Here is a 14,558-nt window from a genome sequence, read left to right as displayed (position 1 = left end):
ACGATTAGTTAATCAACAGCCGCTGCACAACTGACCGCTGGCTGTTACTCATCCGGATCAGATACATACCCGTCGGAAGGCCCGGCAAATCGGCCGTTTGCTGTCCGGATGCGGGTGTAATCACATGGATTGACCGGCCGTTCAGGTCGAATAGTTCCAGCTTTTTAATAGCCGGATGTTTCCAGGCAATCCGGCCGGATGTCGGATTCGGATATACCTTCATTTCGTCCGTTTCTTCTTCCGGATTGGCCAGTACAACCTCAGCGCCTTTCCCCCCCATAATCGGGCGGATCATAAACGCACCGGTAAGCGCCAGCTGCGGTGTTTTCAGGTTTTGTATCCAGTCGGTGCCCGGTCCGGCGCGGTAGAAAAGCTCCGATCCAAAGGGACTGTTTTTATCCAGACCCAGCCGGAGTTTAGACAGTTCATCTTCACTGATCTGCTGATAGCCGACGAAAAACGTATCGGTTAACGCCACCTGCCGGTCAAATTTAAACTCAACAAACCCGTTCCGCGCCGGCGGATACTGCATCGCGAATGTTTTGTAGTAAAGTTCTGTACCAGGCTTGCCCTTATCATTGGCATAGACACGAATGGTAAACTGCTGTCCCGTCTGATCAACGTTAAACGGCATAATGTAGGCGTAAACGCCGGACATGAGGTCTGCCTTGTTCAGCACAAACCGGACGGCCCAGCGTTCCAGCCGGCCGATCTGGGTAGCACTTTCGGCGCTGCCGTCATCATACGCGTAATAATTATCCAGTACCGTAACCCCCGAAATAGTGTCATTTCGGCGCAGGTTCACCGTTGGAATCGACGGGTTCTGATCATCGGTGGTCAGTACGTCAAAGGTATGTTTCAGGACAACCCTGCCCGCCGGAAACGTACCGGTGACCGGTGTCAGCCGTGCACTCAGCACCTGCGAGTTCAGCGAAGGAATCAGTTTTGACTGCGTCTGCGTATCCTGAATCAACCGGCCGGTAACCAGCTCACGGGTGGTGAACCGGAAGCTGGTAAAGTTGAAGTTATTGAACAGGTTGACAATATCTGTCCGGATTGAGTCGGCGGTCTCCGCTGCCGGGTTGATCAGGTACTGATTCAGCGGCATGGCAGTATATCGTTTCAGAAACGAAGGACCTACCGCCTGTCGTGTGGCAATATCGCGGATATACCGGTCGGTCAATGACCGTTTGCTGTTCAGGTAAATGTAATCAATGTTCCAGGTATCGTACGCGCCTGATGACCGGCCGATGGCGCGGAACCGGAACTGAAACGTGCCATACAGAAATTTGGTGGCCCGGATGCTGACAAACGCCTGCCGGAAGTTATTATCGGGACGGCCGCCATACTGATACCATACTGTTTCCCAGACGCCCAGATTATTCCGCATTTCCAGTTTCAGCGTATCATCTTCGTCGGGCAGTTCACCTAACCCGCGGATCTGCCAGTAAAAGCTAAGATAAACCGAATCGGCAGGTGCCAGCCCGCCCAGGTTGATTGGCTGGGATTGGAGCGTGTCATTGCTGCCCGCCGCAAACCGGTCGGTCAGCGTGTACGGCAACCCGTTGGGAGCCAGCCCGTCGAAGGTGGCTACATTCACAGAAGGGTGGTTAATGCCCATCGTATTATTGATGTAGACACTGCTTGATTGCCAGAGTTTCGGGTCGGGGCGGTTGTTGACGACGGTTGAGAAGTCATCAAAAAAAGGAAGCTGGACAACTTGTCCGGATGTTTGTGCGTGAGACAGTGTGGTCGCTACCGCGAATAAACAAACAAAGAAACCTTGTCCGGCCCAGCGGCGGACAAGGTTAATGACAAAAGCAGAATGCGATAAATGTTCGATCATTGGTCAGGAGACTCTTCTTGGGATTCTTCAACCGGCCCTACAACCCACAGGTCAATTGTTTCACCCACCCGTATGCGTTCGCCCGAATTGGCGGCCGGCCGCTGTTTAATCACCGTACCGACTTCTTTTTCCGGATCATCAACAGAAATTTTCGTGCCAACCCGCAGGTTCGATCCTTTTATGACATTGATCGCTTCGTCGAGTGGCATACCTACAACGTTGGGAACCTCAAATTTTGTATTTCCTAACCCGTCGCCGACTTCGAGATCAATTTTTGATCCTTTCGGCACCGGCATTCCCGGCTGAATTTCCTGTCCGTTATAAAACTGCCGGAGTACGGAGTTTTTGGCCAGGTCCGGTACATACCGCTTTTCTCCGACCACAAGCCCTACGGATTGTAACGATAATTCAGCACTGCGGAAGGTCAGGTCAACCAGTTTCGGCATCGGCACCGTCGGAGCCACCCGCTTGTTGATGGTCAGGTAAATTTTCCGGCCCTCCTTTACCTTCGCCCCGGCTTTCGGGTACTGCGCATGTACGGTCAGTGGTTCCTGTCCGGCAACGAACGTACAGTCGTTGACTACGTACCGGAGATTCCGGTCTTCCAGCATGGTTTCCAGCTCATCAACCGACATTTTTGACAAGTCAGGCACCGTGATTGTTTCCCCGTGGTTGGTTGAAAAGGGCAGGTAAACCAGAAAAAAGCCAAGGAATAATACTAACAAAAGGGCTACGATAATGCCAATATGAATCAGCAGGTCGGATTTGCTACTGGTGCTGATTTTAGCCATTCAGAAACGGAGGGAGTTTTAATTTGTTACGTTAAAAGTGACTGCGTTCCGGCCCGATCACCTCAGTTATAACCAGAACTATAGACAAAATTAGTGGATTGGCTTGGCTTACCGATACCCCGCCAGCATTTTTTTGATGTACTTACCGACAATATCGAACTCAAGGTTAATAACATCCCCCGCTTTCAGGTCACGGAACGTCGTATGTTCGAAGGTATACGGAATGATGGTGACCCGAAAACGGTCGTCGCCTGAATTAAAAACGGTCAGACTGACCCCGTTGATGCAGATCGAGCCTTTTTCAACGGTCACATTCCCCTGTCCGGGATCATACTGAAAATCGAACAGCCAGCTGCCGTCCATATCCTGCACCTGCGTACAAACCCCGGTCTGATCAACATGGCCCTGTACAATGTGCCCGTCGAACCGCCCGTTGGCCGGCATACACCGTTCCAGATTGACGCGGTCACCCACTTTAAGATGGCCGAGATTTGTTTTTTTTAGTGTTTCATCAACCGCCGTTACGGTATACCGGTCTCCCGCGATGCCCGTTACCGTCAGGCACACGCCGTTATGGCTCACGCTCTGATCAACTGTCAGTTCATGGGCAATCGGTGCCGAGAGTGTAAATGTAAGATTAGATCCTTCGGCCTCAATGGCTTCAACAAGGCCGGTGGTTTCAACAATACCTGTAAACATAATGGTTAGTTTGTCTTCGTTAATACCAGGAACAACGAACTGCCGAAAGGCGTTCGGGGCAGCACCGCCCGTTCGAACCGGACCAGCCCATACAGCACGTTATTGATCCATTCGCCAGGCATGTAAACATCGGACCCCTGCGCTTCCGGTTGTGCCCCCAGACGTAGTTTCAGGGCCTGCATTTGCCGGATGGCCAGAATTAACGGCGACAAAAATAAGCTCCAGTACGTTGAAAACTGAATGGTTACTCCGGTTCCGGGCAATAAGCGGTCGAAATCCTGCCGGACAAACCGTCGTTTACTCCCGACAGCGAGGTCATGACTTCCCCAAAACACAGTAAAGGCATTGTTATTCGAGATCAGCAAACCATCCGGTTTCAGCCGTTTGCCCAGTTCCCGGATCAGTTTGGTAAGCTGATGGTCATCAAAGTAGCAGAACACATCGTCACAAACCACCACATCAAACTGACCGATCGTTTCGGCAGGCTGGTAGGATTCAAGCTGGGTCAGGTCGAGCAGATCAACGTTCAGTGCCCGCTCCCGGCAAAACGCCACGCCATCGGCCGAACCGTCTACACCCTGAAGCTGTGTATATCCCTGTTTTTTCAGAAAATGCAGCAGCCCGCCGGTTCCGCAGCCCGCATCAAAAATCCGGATGTCGCGCCGGTCGCCGAACCGCTTCTGAATGGCGGTTAACACACCTTCGTGCAGAATGCGGTACCACCACAATTGTTCTTCGAGCCGAAACATTTTTTCGTACTCTTCACTACGTCCGATCAATTTTCTCCGTGTTTTGGCTTAGGCTCCCGGCCGCTGCCGTTGAGATGATATTTAATGACAAACGGCGGCTGGCCGCTATGCGCCAGAAACAGTTTGCCCAGGTATTCGCCCAGAATGCCGAGCACAATCAGCTGGCAACCCGCCAGGAACAACACAACCCAGATGACAATCAGCCAGGCGGGTACTGCCAGCCAGCCGGTCAGCCCACCGATAACCAGGAGTAAGCCAAGCAATACGGATACTCCGAAAATGCCCGCTCCCAGCCCCAGCAGCAACCGGAGCGGCAATACAGAATAGCCGAAAAAGACGTTCAGTGTCAGGGAAATGAGTTTACGCCACGTGTAGTTCGACTGGCCTTCCTCACGGGCGTGATGCGGTACCACCACACTCGTCACAGATCGGGTTACGCGGAAAATCAGTCCGTCGATGTAGGGATAAGGGCCGTTATACGTTGTGATTTCATCAATAACCTCGCGCCGGACCAGTTTAAAACTCGACAGGTACAGGTCTTTGGGTTTATCCAGTAGCCACGTAGTGCAGTAGTTCAGAAACTGACTGCCCAGGTTCCGGTAGAGCGCATGCTTTTTTTCGGCATACCGGCTGTAGACCACATCCGCACCTGTCTGTTCTGCCGTTGCCAGCAGCGTCAGAATAGCCTCAGGCGGGTTCTGAAAATCATCGTCGATGATCACGGCAAAATCGCCGTTTGCCAGCGTCAATCCGCACAGAACGGCATTAAACTCCCCGAAATTCCGCCGTAGTGAGGCAAACTGCACATTCGCAAACTCTGCGGCCAGGCTACGACATACCGTTTCGGAGTTATCAGGGCTGCCGTCGTTTACCAGCACCACTTCAAATGTCAGCTGAGCCAGCCAGACCTGTAGCTGTTCGACCAGCCGCCGGATGGTGGTTTCGCTTTTATACACGGGAATAACCACACTCAGGTATGGCTTCATACGGGGGCCTGATTAATGATTCCGATTATGTAAGCCTGCTGGGCTTCTGTCAGGGCCGGATTCAGGGGCAAACTTATAACTTCCTGATGCAGCTTATCGGCAACAGGCAGGCTTAGCTGCCTGAATTCCGGATAGGCCTCCTGCCGGTGCGGCGGTGTCGGATAGTGTATGTCTGTCTGGATGCCCTTTTCCAGCAGGTATGCCCGGAAGCGATCGCGGTCCGGATGCGTCACCACAAACAAATGCCAGACATCGTCGTGAATGCGGTCGGTTGGCGGCAGACCCAGAACAGGGTGTTTAATATCGGAAAGATAGCGTTCGGCCAGTTGACGGCGGTACTTGTTTTCTGTTTCCAGAAAGGCGAGTTTGGCAGTCAGGATAACTGCCTGCATTTCGTCCAGACGGCTGTTATGGCCTTTGTATTGGTTGACGTACTTTTGTTTTGAGCCGTAGTTCCGCCAGTAAAGGAGCTTATCGGCCAGGTTCGCATCGTTGGTGGTAATGGCTCCCGCATCACCCAGTGCCCCCAGGTTTTTGGTCGGGTAAAAGCTGAAACCGGCAGCATCGCCTAAGTTTCCGGCCCGTTTTCCCTGATATAAGGCACCATGTGCCTGTGCCGCATCTTCGAGTACCAGCAGGCCCGCTTCCTGCGCAACGTCATTGATAGCAGCCATATCACAGCAGCGACCATACAAATGAACGGGCAGGATAGCTCTGGTTCTTGGGGTCAGCGCAGCCCGCAACTGTCCGGCATCCAGGGTATAGGTATGGGGATCAGGTTCAACCAGAACCGGTGTTAACCCTGCCTGCGTAATCGCCAGTATCGAAGCAATATAGGCATTCGAGGCAACCAGCACCTCGCTTCCGGCTGGAAAATCCCAGGCTTTCAGTACGAGCACCAGTGCTTCCAGTCCGTTGGCTACGCCAATGGCATAGGTGGTCTGGCAATAAGCAGCAAAGGCCGCTTCAAAAGCGGCCAGTTCTTTACCTAAAATATACCATCCGGATTGTAAAACACGATTGGTTGCCTGCTGAAGGGCATCAGTATAGCGCTCGTTTAAACGCATTAAATCCAGAAAAGGAATCATGCCAGCTCTGGCTGTGTTTTAGTATTCGGATAGGGTTCGTATATATAGTCCTCTTTATCGTAAAGCTCATTTGCCAATACCAGCAAAATAGCATCATCCGAAAATTGGTCCATCGTATGCCAGTCCTGTGGTTCCAGTATCAGGCATTGGTCCGGTTTGTCGAGAATAAAAGTTTCTTCTTCCAGACCGTTATTTGAGTACACCCGGCAACTACCGGCAATACAAATCAGCGCACACCATGTACGTACATGCCGGTGACCGGCTCGTGTAGCATCACCTGCTCCGTAAATGTAAAAAACGCGCTTGATTTCACCGGGAATGATATTTTCAAACACGGTTAAATTACCTTTATCGGAAGAAAACGTTTGTAGCTGTAAAACTTTGGGCATACGAACCGGATTAAAATCCCATTAAAAATTACTCAGCAAATTTATCGGATATTTGCTCAAAAGACCACAATTCAACACAATATGACAAGAAAAGGCCTAATTTTCCTAACGATCGGCATCTTTTCAGTGGCGTTAGTGTACTTTTTACTTATTAAAGACACAAAGACATCGGCGGGTGAAATCTCCCCGGAAGCCTACGCGCAACAAATTAAAACCGAACGCGCCGAAAAAGATTCCTTCTTTAAAACAAATTCAGAATCACCCTTCACGGATAAAAACGGTTTCAAGGGTTTATCTTACTTCCCGGCTGACCTTACGTACCGAGTAGAAGCACGGCTCGAACCGTTCGCAGACAAAACGCAGAAGATGGTTGTTCAGCTTAGCGACGGCAGCGAAGAAGTCTATGAGAAATATGCCCATGCGGTTTTCAGCCTGAACGGCGACATTCATAGACTACTGATTGTCAAACAGAAAGAAAATTATTCGATCTTATTTAAAGATGCGACCTCGGGGCACGAGACGTATGGGGGCGGCCGGTATATTGACCTTGCTTCTGCCGAAATGACCGGCAGCCAGGCTATTATCGACTTTAATGCTGCCTATAATCCGTATTGTGCCTACAACCCGAATTATGCCTGCCCGCTGCCGCCTGCCGAAAATACATTATCGATTCCGGTGAAGGCGGGTGAACGGTATGTAGAACATTAATCTTATTTTTGCTTTTTCATTGAATTTGTCCTTGCATGAATATTTCGTATAAATGGCTGCAACAGTTCATCGATCTGCCTGAATCACCGGAGGAAACAGGTCGCCGGCTGACCGGAACAGGACTGGAAGTAGAAGGTATTGAGACGATTGAAACAATTCGCGGCGGTCTGGCCGGCGTTGTTGTCGGAGAGGTGCTGACGTGTGAAAAACACCCTGACGCCGATAAATTAAGTGTCACTACGGTTGATGCCGGCACCGGCCAACCCCTGCATATTGTCTGCGGTGCGCCAAATGTGCGCGCCGGACAAAAAGTAATTGTTGCCCTGGTTGGTGCTACACTTTATCCGGCGAGCGGTGAACCGTTCACGATTAAAAAAGCCAAAATCCGCGGATCGGCCTCGGAAGGCATGATCTGTGCCGAAGACGAAATCGGCCTCGGGGAGTCACACGCCGGTATTATGGTGCTCGACACCGACCTGCCCAATGGTACTCCGGCCGCCCGTTATTTCGGACTGGAGCCGGATTACCAGATTGTAATCGGTCTGACACCGAACCGCGTCGACGCTGCTTCACACTGGGGAGTTGCCCGCGACCTGAAAGCCGCGCTGAACCGCCCCTTGAAGCTGCCATCGGTTAACAATTTTACCGTCGGAAATACGGATCTGACGCTTGACGTACGGGTAGAAGCCACTGAAGCCTGCCCCCGTTACGCCGGACTGACCATTTCGGGTCTGACCGTCAGCGAATCGCCGGACTGGCTCAAAAAGCGTCTGATCAGCATTGGCCTCAATCCGATTAATAATGTTGTGGACGTCACCAACTACGTCTGCCATGAGCTGGGTCAGCCGTTACATGCGTTTGACGCCGATCAGATTACCGGTGGTCAGGTTGTTGTGAAAACCCTGCCGGAGGGAACCCCGTTTGTAACGCTCGACGGTGTAGAACGCAAACTGGCAGCTACTGATCTGATGATCTGCAACGGCTCTGCCAACGACGCGGAAGCCGGTATGTGCATTGCCGGCGTATTCGGCGGTACGACATCCGGCGTGAGCGCCGCTACAAGCCGCATTTTTCTCGAATCAGCGTATTTTTCACCGGCCAGTGTCCGGAAAACGGTTCAGCTGCATGGTCTGAAGACCGACGCTGCCTTCCGTTTCGAGCGTGGTACCGACCCGAACCTGCCGGTGTTTGCGCTGAAACGGGCAGCCCTGTTGATTCAGGAAGTAGCCGGTGGCGTAGTCAGTTCCGACATCACTGACATTTATCCGGAACCGATTGCCGATTTCCGTGTACTGGTGCGTTACCGCAACATTGACCGGCTGATTGGTATCAAGCTGGAGCGCGAACGCGTTCACCAGATTCTGGAAAGTCTGGATATTCGTGCCGATGAGCAAACCGATGAGCAGTTTATTGCCGTTGTACCGCCCTACCGCGTTGATGTAACGCGTGAGGCCGATGTGATCGAAGAAATTCTGCGGATTCACGGTTTCGAAAACGTCCCGTTATCCGACAACCTCCGTGCCGATTCCCTGTCGGAGTTCCCGGCTATCGACAGCAATCAGCTACAGTCGCGGATCAGTGCCATGCTGGCCTCAAACGGCTTCGTTGAAACCCTGACGCTGTCCCTGACCCGTCCTTCATACCACGAAGCGATCCGGTCTACCCTGCCGGGTACCGATGTAACGTTGCTGAACCCGTTGAGCGAAGAATTATCGGTAATGCGCCAGAGCATGCTTTTCTCGTCGCTTGAAACGCTGGTGTATAACCTGAACCGCCGTCAGAAGGATCTGAAGATTTTTGAGTTCGGAAAGGTATATCACCGTAAGGATACCGACAACGGCCGGAAGTACATTGAAACTCCGCGCCTGAGCCTGTCCCTTGTCGGCAGCCAGCAAGGCGAGAGCTGGATTCAGAAGAGTCAGCCGGTAAGTTTTCAGGATCTGGCGGCGGCGGTACAACGGGTACTGAGCTCACTGCGGATCAAGCAACCTGATCAGCAGCCGGCCGATCCGGCTATTTTCCAGTATGGTCTGACGTATCTGGTCAACAAAAAGCCTGTGGTAAGTTTTGGTCTGGTTAATCCGAAACTAACGAAGCTGGCAGACATTAAGCAACCAGTGTTTTATGCCGATTTCGACTGGCAGGCGCTCGTAAAACTGTACTCAGGGAAAGCCCTGTATGAAGAGGTATCTAAATTCCCGGAAGTACGCCGCGACTTATCGCTGGTGCTCGACAAGGCTGTAACCTTTGCCGAAATCAAGCGGATTGCCGCCCAGACAGAAAAAAAGTTACTCCGTTCAATAAATGTTTTTGACGTATACGAAGGCGATAAACTGGAGGCCGGTAAGAAATCATACTCGGTCAGCTTCACGCTTCAGGATCCGTCTCAGACGTTAAATGACGCCGTTATTGATAAAACAATGCAACGGCTCATGAGCGCATTCGAACGGGATCTGGGAGCTATTATCCGGAAATAATTTTCCTTCAGGTAAGGCGTGATAATTGACATTATACGGTTTTACGCTAATTTCATCACATCATTGCCTTACCTTTTGCCGTTACTTCCAAAACACTTTGTATGGTTACCGAAGTTCAGCTTGTTGCATTTGTCGAGTCGTTCGAGCATAAAGTTGCCCGATTGGCCGATCATGCAGAACGGCTTTCGGAACGTATCAAAGATCTGGAAGACGAAAACAAACGCCTGACGCGGGTTAACCGTGAACAGGAAAAACAGATAAAACAGTTACAGAAAAAACAATCAAGTGCACAACCGCATTTTCCAAATTCAAAAGATTTTGGTAAGATTGTAGTTAACAACCTGGCTGATACAGCAGCAAGCGCGGAATTCAAAAAACGACTTGATGAGTATATCCGGGAGATCGAACGGTGTATAGAACACCTGAGTAATATGTCATAAACCTTAAAGTGCTCTGCGTCAAAAGCATATGACCCAGTGCCTTTGCAGCCTATAAAGCGATGGAAGACCAGCTATCTATCCGCATAAAAATTGCCGACAGAGATTACAGGTTGAAATCGCAACCGGGAGAAGAAGCCTATGTTCGTAAGGCTGAAAAAATACTTGAGGAGCGGATTGAACACTACCGCAAATTAGGAGCCCGTGATACGCAGGACATCCTGGCGATGATTGCCGTCGACTGTCTGGTTGCCCGTCAGAAAGGTGAAGAACAGATGCAACGGCTGCAGCGGCTGGTCGTTGATCGCATTACTCAGTTGGATCAGATTATCACACCGGCACTCGTGCCATAGTAGTGGAGTAAAAGGTAATTATTATCATTCCGTTTAATAAAGAAATTTATTGTTGTACAGAATTATACTCAATTGCATTAATTACCGGAACACTCCTTCATTTACGCATTAACGCTGTATCTCTCTCTACTCATTCTGTTCTGACTATTGGCCGCCCCTACGCTGATTCGGTTTGGTAAACCTAACTATATGGTTCAACCTAAATTGCATAGCGCAAATGGAGAACACAACATTTTGGCTCGCCATACTTCTTGATAATGCGCTGATTCTCGCGATCGGCCTTTATTTCGGGCAAAAACGACTAAATAAAGCACTCAGCAAACGGCAACAGGATGCTGAAGACCGCGCTGTCACAATCGTTAAAAATGCCGAAGTTCAGGCAGAGAACATCAAGAAAGACCGGATTCTGGAGGCCAAAGAAAAGTACCTGAAACTCAAAGCCGAATTCGAAGAAGAAAGTAACCGGAAAAAGCAGATTTTGCTGCAAAACGAAAACAAGCTGAAACAGCGTGAGCAGCAGCTCAACCAGATGCTGGATCAGAATAAGCGCCGGGAAACTGAACTCGACCAGCAGAAAAATCAGCTAACCCAACAAGCGGAGAGTCTGACGAAGAAGAAAGACGAAGTTGAAAAAATGCGGACTCAGCAGATGGAGCAGCTGGAGAAAATTGCTAATCTGACCTCCGAACAGGCCCGCGATCAGCTGATCAGCAATATGAAAGCCGAGGCCGACTCACGGGCGGCTTCGTATATCAAAAACATCGTTGAAGAAGCTAAACTGACGGCGACCAAAGAAGCCAAGAAAGTAGTTATCGAAACGATTCAGCGGACCGCCACCGAACACGCGATTGAAAACTGCGTATCGGTCTTCAACATCGAATCGGACGACGTTAAAGGCAAAATCATTGGCCGTGAAGGCCGGAACATCCGGGCCCTCGAAGCCGCTACCGGCGTCGAAATCATCGTTGATGATACACCAGAGGCCATCATTATTTCGGGCTTTGACCCTGTCCGCCGCGAAATTGCGCGTCTGTCGCTTCACCGCCTGGTACAGGATGGCCGGATTCACCCCGCCCGGATTGAGGAAATTGTGGCGAAAACCCGCAAAAATATTGAGGACGAAATCGTTGAGATCGGCGAACGTACGGTGATTGACCTGGGAATCCACGGGCTGCATCCCGAACTGATTAAGATGGTGGGCCGGATGCGTTTCCGGTCGAGCTACGGACAGAACTTGCTCCAGCACTCGCGCGAAGTGGCGAAACTGTGTGCGACCATGGCGGCGGAACTGGGCCTGAACGCCAAACTGGCAAAACGGGCCGGTCTGCTCCACGATATCGGTAAGGTATGGCACGAAGAACAAGAGTTGCCGCACGCGATTCTGGGCATGGAACTCGCCAAGAAATACAAGGAAAATGCCGAAGTCTGCAACGCCATCGGCGCGCACCACGACGAAATTGAGATGACCACCATGATTTCACCGATCGTTCAGGTATGTGATGCCGTGTCGGGTTCACGACCGGGCGCACGCCGCGAAATGATGGAGTCGTACATCAAACGTCTGAAAGAACTCGAAGAGCTGGCTACCAACTTCCAGGGCGTCACGAAGTGTTATGCTATCCAGGCTGGCCGTGAACTCCGCGTTCTGGTTGATGCCGAGCGGGTTAGCGACGAACGTGCCAGCACGCTGTCCTTTGATATTTCGCAGAAAATTGAAAAAGAAATGCAGTATCCGGGCCAGATCAAAGTAACGGTTATCCGGGAAATGCGTTCGGTTGCTTACGCAAAGTAAGTTTAGTAAGTTTAGCGGTCCATACAGGCTTTTCAAACAGCGTGTATGGGCCGTTTTTGCGTTTACAGGCTAGTGCAAAACCACATACAATGGATTTTTTAAGTACGTTTCTAATCCTGCTGACCGGTACAGGGGTCGGTTTTGCCATCGCCAGTGCACGGCGCGGAGAGGCCGCTGTCCGCGAAAAACGCAGCGAAGTCACCCTGCTGCTCGAACGCATTGAAAAGGTGTTCAAAGTGGTGATGGCGGAGGGCTATTTTTCCGAGATTTATAACTATCAGGATCAGAAATCGATTCTGTATATGTTCAACGACCCCAAGAAAGCCATGCTGATTGCGAAGGCGAAAGTGTTGGTGGGGTATGATTTTCGTAAAGTCCGTTTCCGGCATATCGACCATGTCAATAACAAGCCTGGTGAGAAAAAGCTGATCATCGAGTACTTCCCCGAGCCGGAAGTGCTATCCATTGATACCGATTATCAGTTCTACGACATCCGGGCGGGTTGGCTGAACCATTTCAGCAGCGACGACTATACCCGGATTCTGGACGAGGCCAAAAAAGCGATGAATGAGCGGGCGATGCAGAGCGATCTGCCGCGCATTGCCAACAATCAGATTCAGTACATGATGTATCAGTTGGCCACCTCTATGGGCTGGCAACTGCAACTGCCCGAAACCGAACAGCGTAAACTGGAGGAGTTTACCCAACATTACGACGAGGTCCGGGCCCAACCCAAGCGGCTGGATGCGGGGGATGGTAAATAAGTTGTTGGACCCCGCTTCACTGAATTAATTTCCGGAAGCCATTAAATAAACGTTCCAGTAACCGTATATCGTCAGTTACCAGGTCAGCCGTACCGGTCATTTCAGGTTGCGAACCAGAAGAGAATTGCCGGAGCGGCCCTAACCCCTTGGGTAAGGTCACAATCGCCCGATATTGTTTTCTGCTGGTTGAAGGCAAAAGCTGACTCACCACAGCAGGCACTGTTCCGAACTCCTGATACGGATAGTTATCCAACCGAATAATCACCCGTTGACCTATGCGTACTTTTCCCATGCCTTGTACGGGAAACGTAACAAATCCCAACAAGGGCTCATTTTGCGGAGAAACAGTAAAAAGCGTATCGTTAGTCCTCACATACTGATTTGGCGTCAGCTCCTTCAAATAACGGATACGGCCTGTTATTGGCGCTGTGATCAGGTAATTCTGCTGCCAGTTTTTAAGCGTATTGCTGATTGTACTTACGGCTAAACGAATGCTACTTTCCAGCACTTTACGTTTTTCCTGTATATCATGAGTCAGTGTTTGTCGTTGCTTTTCCCGATCAGATAACGCGAGCGAATTTTCAATCGCGGTACGCCGATAGCTTTCAATCTCTTTCTTTTTTTGTAGATAACTGTTTTCTTCTTTCAGGAACTCAAGCCGTCCATACACTTTTTCGTCGTATAGCTTTTTATCTGCAAGGTATTTCTGCTCCGTATTAGCGAACTCCTGGCTATTAATCGCGGCCTGTGTTTGAGTAACCACAATCAGCCGCTTCAAATCATTAATCTGTTGGGTTAATACATACCTTTGCTGCTCCGGATAACGGTCATTCTGAAGCCGTTGATATTCATCAAATTGCTTTAATAATAAAACTACTTCGGCATGTAAGTCTCCAAATGTTAAGCGGGGATCCGGTATCTCTACCCGACTTCCGGGGTGTCGCAAATACAGCAGCACCTGATTCGTAAGCCGATGCAACCGTGGTACGTTTTCCAGATGAGTTGTATTTTCAATTTCGGCTAACAACGCTCCCTGTCTGATCGTTGACGTATCATTGACCAGCAGCCGTGCCAGCTTACCGCTAGTCCGGCTGATCACCCGTACCGATGGGCGTGGTGTCGTTATGACTACACTTCCCGTAATAACTTCCGGATACTGAATAAACCATGTACCGGTCAGAAGTCCGGCCAGTAACAAAAAAAGCACCGTAATTCCCCATCGAAGCAGTGCATTGGGTGGTCGGGTGATAATCTCGTCTAACTCACGTACTGTTTCAGAAACAGGTGATGGATTAACCGGCATACTGTTTACGCTTTATATCCCAAGTTCTAATTGATTCCGGACAAGATCGTAGTATCCACCGCGCAATGTAGTGAGCTCTTCATGGGTACCAATTTCGGTAATCAGGGCTTTCTCATAAAAAAAGGCAAGAACCAGTATGTCCTATTTTTGTGGTGACGAAACTACAAAACGATGAC

The 14,558-nt window shown here is 50.4% G+C and carries 14 protein-coding genes; 6 read left to right on the top strand and 8 right to left on the bottom strand.

What is annotated here, in order from left to right; all coding sequences use genetic code 11:
- Window positions 1-4: 4 nt before the first annotated feature.
- From AC23NW_RS27385 to AC23NW_RS27355, 7 genes are all read right to left on the bottom strand, one after another.
- Window positions 5-1,846, bottom strand: a complete 1,842-nt coding sequence (locus tag AC23NW_RS27385) for a T9SS type A sorting domain-containing protein (protein ID WP_293840030.1) — start codon at window positions 1,844-1,846, stop codon at window positions 5-7.
- Window positions 1,843-2,637 (bottom strand): PASTA domain-containing protein, encoded by a 795-nt coding sequence (locus AC23NW_RS27380; protein WP_293840032.1) that lies wholly within the window; start codon window positions 2,635-2,637, stop codon window positions 1,843-1,845. The genes AC23NW_RS27385 and AC23NW_RS27380 overlap by 4 nt, the downstream gene beginning before the upstream one ends.
- Window positions 2,638-2,745: 108 nt before the next feature.
- Window positions 2,746-3,336, bottom strand: coding sequence for a riboflavin synthase (locus tag AC23NW_RS27375; RefSeq protein WP_487453533.1), 591 nt, complete (start codon window positions 3,334-3,336; stop codon window positions 2,746-2,748).
- A gap of 5 nt (window positions 3,337-3,341) precedes the next feature.
- Window positions 3,342-4,115, bottom strand: a complete 774-nt coding sequence (locus AC23NW_RS27370) for a class I SAM-dependent methyltransferase (protein WP_487453531.1) — start codon at window positions 4,113-4,115, stop codon at window positions 3,342-3,344.
- Complete coding sequence (locus tag AC23NW_RS27365) at window positions 4,112-5,071, bottom strand: glycosyltransferase family 2 protein (protein WP_487453530.1); 960 nt, start codon at window positions 5,069-5,071, stop codon at window positions 4,112-4,114. Before AC23NW_RS27365 ends, AC23NW_RS27370 begins: the two co-directional genes overlap by 4 nt.
- Window positions 5,068-6,159 carry a DegT/DnrJ/EryC1/StrS family aminotransferase gene (locus AC23NW_RS27360; protein WP_487453529.1) on the bottom strand — a complete coding sequence of 364 codons (1,092 nt, stop codon included), beginning with the start codon at window positions 6,157-6,159 and terminating at the stop codon, window positions 5,068-5,070. The genes AC23NW_RS27365 and AC23NW_RS27360 overlap by 4 nt, the downstream gene beginning before the upstream one ends.
- A complete protein-coding gene (locus tag AC23NW_RS27355) occupies window positions 6,156-6,548 on the bottom strand; it encodes a sugar 3,4-ketoisomerase (protein WP_487453527.1) in 393 nt (130 codons plus the stop codon). The genes AC23NW_RS27360 and AC23NW_RS27355 overlap by 4 nt, the downstream gene beginning before the upstream one ends.
- Window positions 6,549-6,629: 81 nt before the next feature.
- Here AC23NW_RS27355 and AC23NW_RS27350 point away from each other — a divergent pair, with 81 nt between their 5' ends.
- The 6 genes from AC23NW_RS27350 (at window position 6,630) to AC23NW_RS27325 (ending at window position 13,079) form a co-directional block, all read left to right on the top strand.
- Window positions 6,630-7,256, top strand: a complete 627-nt coding sequence (locus AC23NW_RS27350) for a DUF1684 domain-containing protein (protein ID WP_487453526.1) — start codon at window positions 6,630-6,632, stop codon at window positions 7,254-7,256.
- Window positions 7,257-7,291: 35 nt separating this feature from the next.
- Window positions 7,292-9,733, top strand: coding sequence for a phenylalanine--tRNA ligase subunit beta (pheT, locus tag AC23NW_RS27345; RefSeq protein WP_487453525.1), 2,442 nt, complete (start codon window positions 7,292-7,294; stop codon window positions 9,731-9,733).
- A gap of 101 nt (window positions 9,734-9,834) precedes the next feature.
- A complete protein-coding gene (locus AC23NW_RS27340) occupies window positions 9,835-10,173 on the top strand; it encodes a hypothetical protein (protein ID WP_293840055.1) in 339 nt (112 codons plus the stop codon).
- A gap of 59 nt (window positions 10,174-10,232) precedes the next feature.
- Window positions 10,233-10,523, top strand: coding sequence for a cell division protein ZapA (locus tag AC23NW_RS27335; protein WP_071505775.1), 291 nt, complete (start codon window positions 10,233-10,235; stop codon window positions 10,521-10,523).
- 217 nt (window positions 10,524-10,740) lie between these two features.
- The gene (rny, locus tag AC23NW_RS27330) at window positions 10,741-12,315 is read left to right on the top strand and encodes a ribonuclease Y (protein ID WP_487453524.1); all 1,575 of its coding nucleotides are present in this window, start codon (window positions 10,741-10,743) and stop codon (window positions 12,313-12,315) included.
- A gap of 89 nt (window positions 12,316-12,404) precedes the next feature.
- Window positions 12,405-13,079, top strand: a complete 675-nt coding sequence (locus AC23NW_RS27325) for a DUF4230 domain-containing protein (RefSeq protein WP_487453522.1) — start codon at window positions 12,405-12,407, stop codon at window positions 13,077-13,079.
- Window positions 13,080-13,095: 16 nt separating this feature from the next.
- On the opposite strand, the gene AC23NW_RS27320 is transcribed toward AC23NW_RS27325, so the two are convergent.
- Window positions 13,096-14,382 carry an HlyD family secretion protein gene (locus tag AC23NW_RS27320; RefSeq protein WP_487453520.1) on the bottom strand — a complete coding sequence of 429 codons (1,287 nt, stop codon included), beginning with the start codon at window positions 14,380-14,382 and terminating at the stop codon, window positions 13,096-13,098.
- Between the last annotated feature and the right edge of the window lie 176 nt (window positions 14,383-14,558).

This window comes from Arsenicibacter sp. R0_47, from assembly GCF_057652235.1.
The sequence above is the reverse complement of the archived record's forward strand: the minus strand, read 5'-3'. Positions and strand labels throughout refer to the sequence as shown.

What these genes read in the sequence shown, in the direction of transcription:
- AC23NW_RS27385 (WP_293840030.1), bottom strand. Translation starts at nt 1,846, where the DNA reads ATGATCGAACATTTATCGCATTCTGCTTTTGTCATTAACCTTGTCCGC.
- AC23NW_RS27380 (WP_293840032.1), bottom strand. Translation starts at nt 2,637, where the DNA reads ATGGCTAAAATCAGCACCAGTAGCAAATCCGACCTGCTGATTCATATT.
- AC23NW_RS27375 (WP_487453533.1), bottom strand. Translation starts at nt 3,336, where the DNA reads ATGTTTACAGGTATTGTTGAAACCACCGGCCTTGTTGAAGCCATTGAG.
- AC23NW_RS27365 (WP_487453530.1), bottom strand. Translation starts at nt 5,071, where the DNA reads ATGAAGCCATACCTGAGTGTGGTTATTCCCGTGTATAAAAGCGAAACC.
- AC23NW_RS27360 (WP_487453529.1), bottom strand. Translation starts at nt 6,159, where the DNA reads ATGATTCCTTTTCTGGATTTAATGCGTTTAAACGAGCGCTATACTGAT.
- AC23NW_RS27355 (WP_487453527.1), bottom strand. Translation starts at nt 6,548, where the DNA reads ATGCCCAAAGTTTTACAGCTACAAACGTTTTCTTCCGATAAAGGTAAT.
- AC23NW_RS27350 (WP_487453526.1), top strand. Translation starts at nt 6,630, where the DNA reads ATGACAAGAAAAGGCCTAATTTTCCTAACGATCGGCATCTTTTCAGTG.
- pheT (WP_487453525.1), top strand. Translation starts at nt 7,292, where the DNA reads ATGAATATTTCGTATAAATGGCTGCAACAGTTCATCGATCTGCCTGAA.
- AC23NW_RS27340 (WP_293840055.1), top strand. Translation starts at nt 9,835, where the DNA reads ATGGTTACCGAAGTTCAGCTTGTTGCATTTGTCGAGTCGTTCGAGCAT.
- AC23NW_RS27335 (WP_071505775.1), top strand. Translation starts at nt 10,233, where the DNA reads ATGGAAGACCAGCTATCTATCCGCATAAAAATTGCCGACAGAGATTAC.
- rny (WP_487453524.1), top strand. Translation starts at nt 10,741, where the DNA reads ATGGAGAACACAACATTTTGGCTCGCCATACTTCTTGATAATGCGCTG.
- AC23NW_RS27325 (WP_487453522.1), top strand. Translation starts at nt 12,405, where the DNA reads ATGGATTTTTTAAGTACGTTTCTAATCCTGCTGACCGGTACAGGGGTC.
- AC23NW_RS27320 (WP_487453520.1), bottom strand. Translation starts at nt 14,382, where the DNA reads ATGCCGGTTAATCCATCACCTGTTTCTGAAACAGTACGTGAGTTAGAC.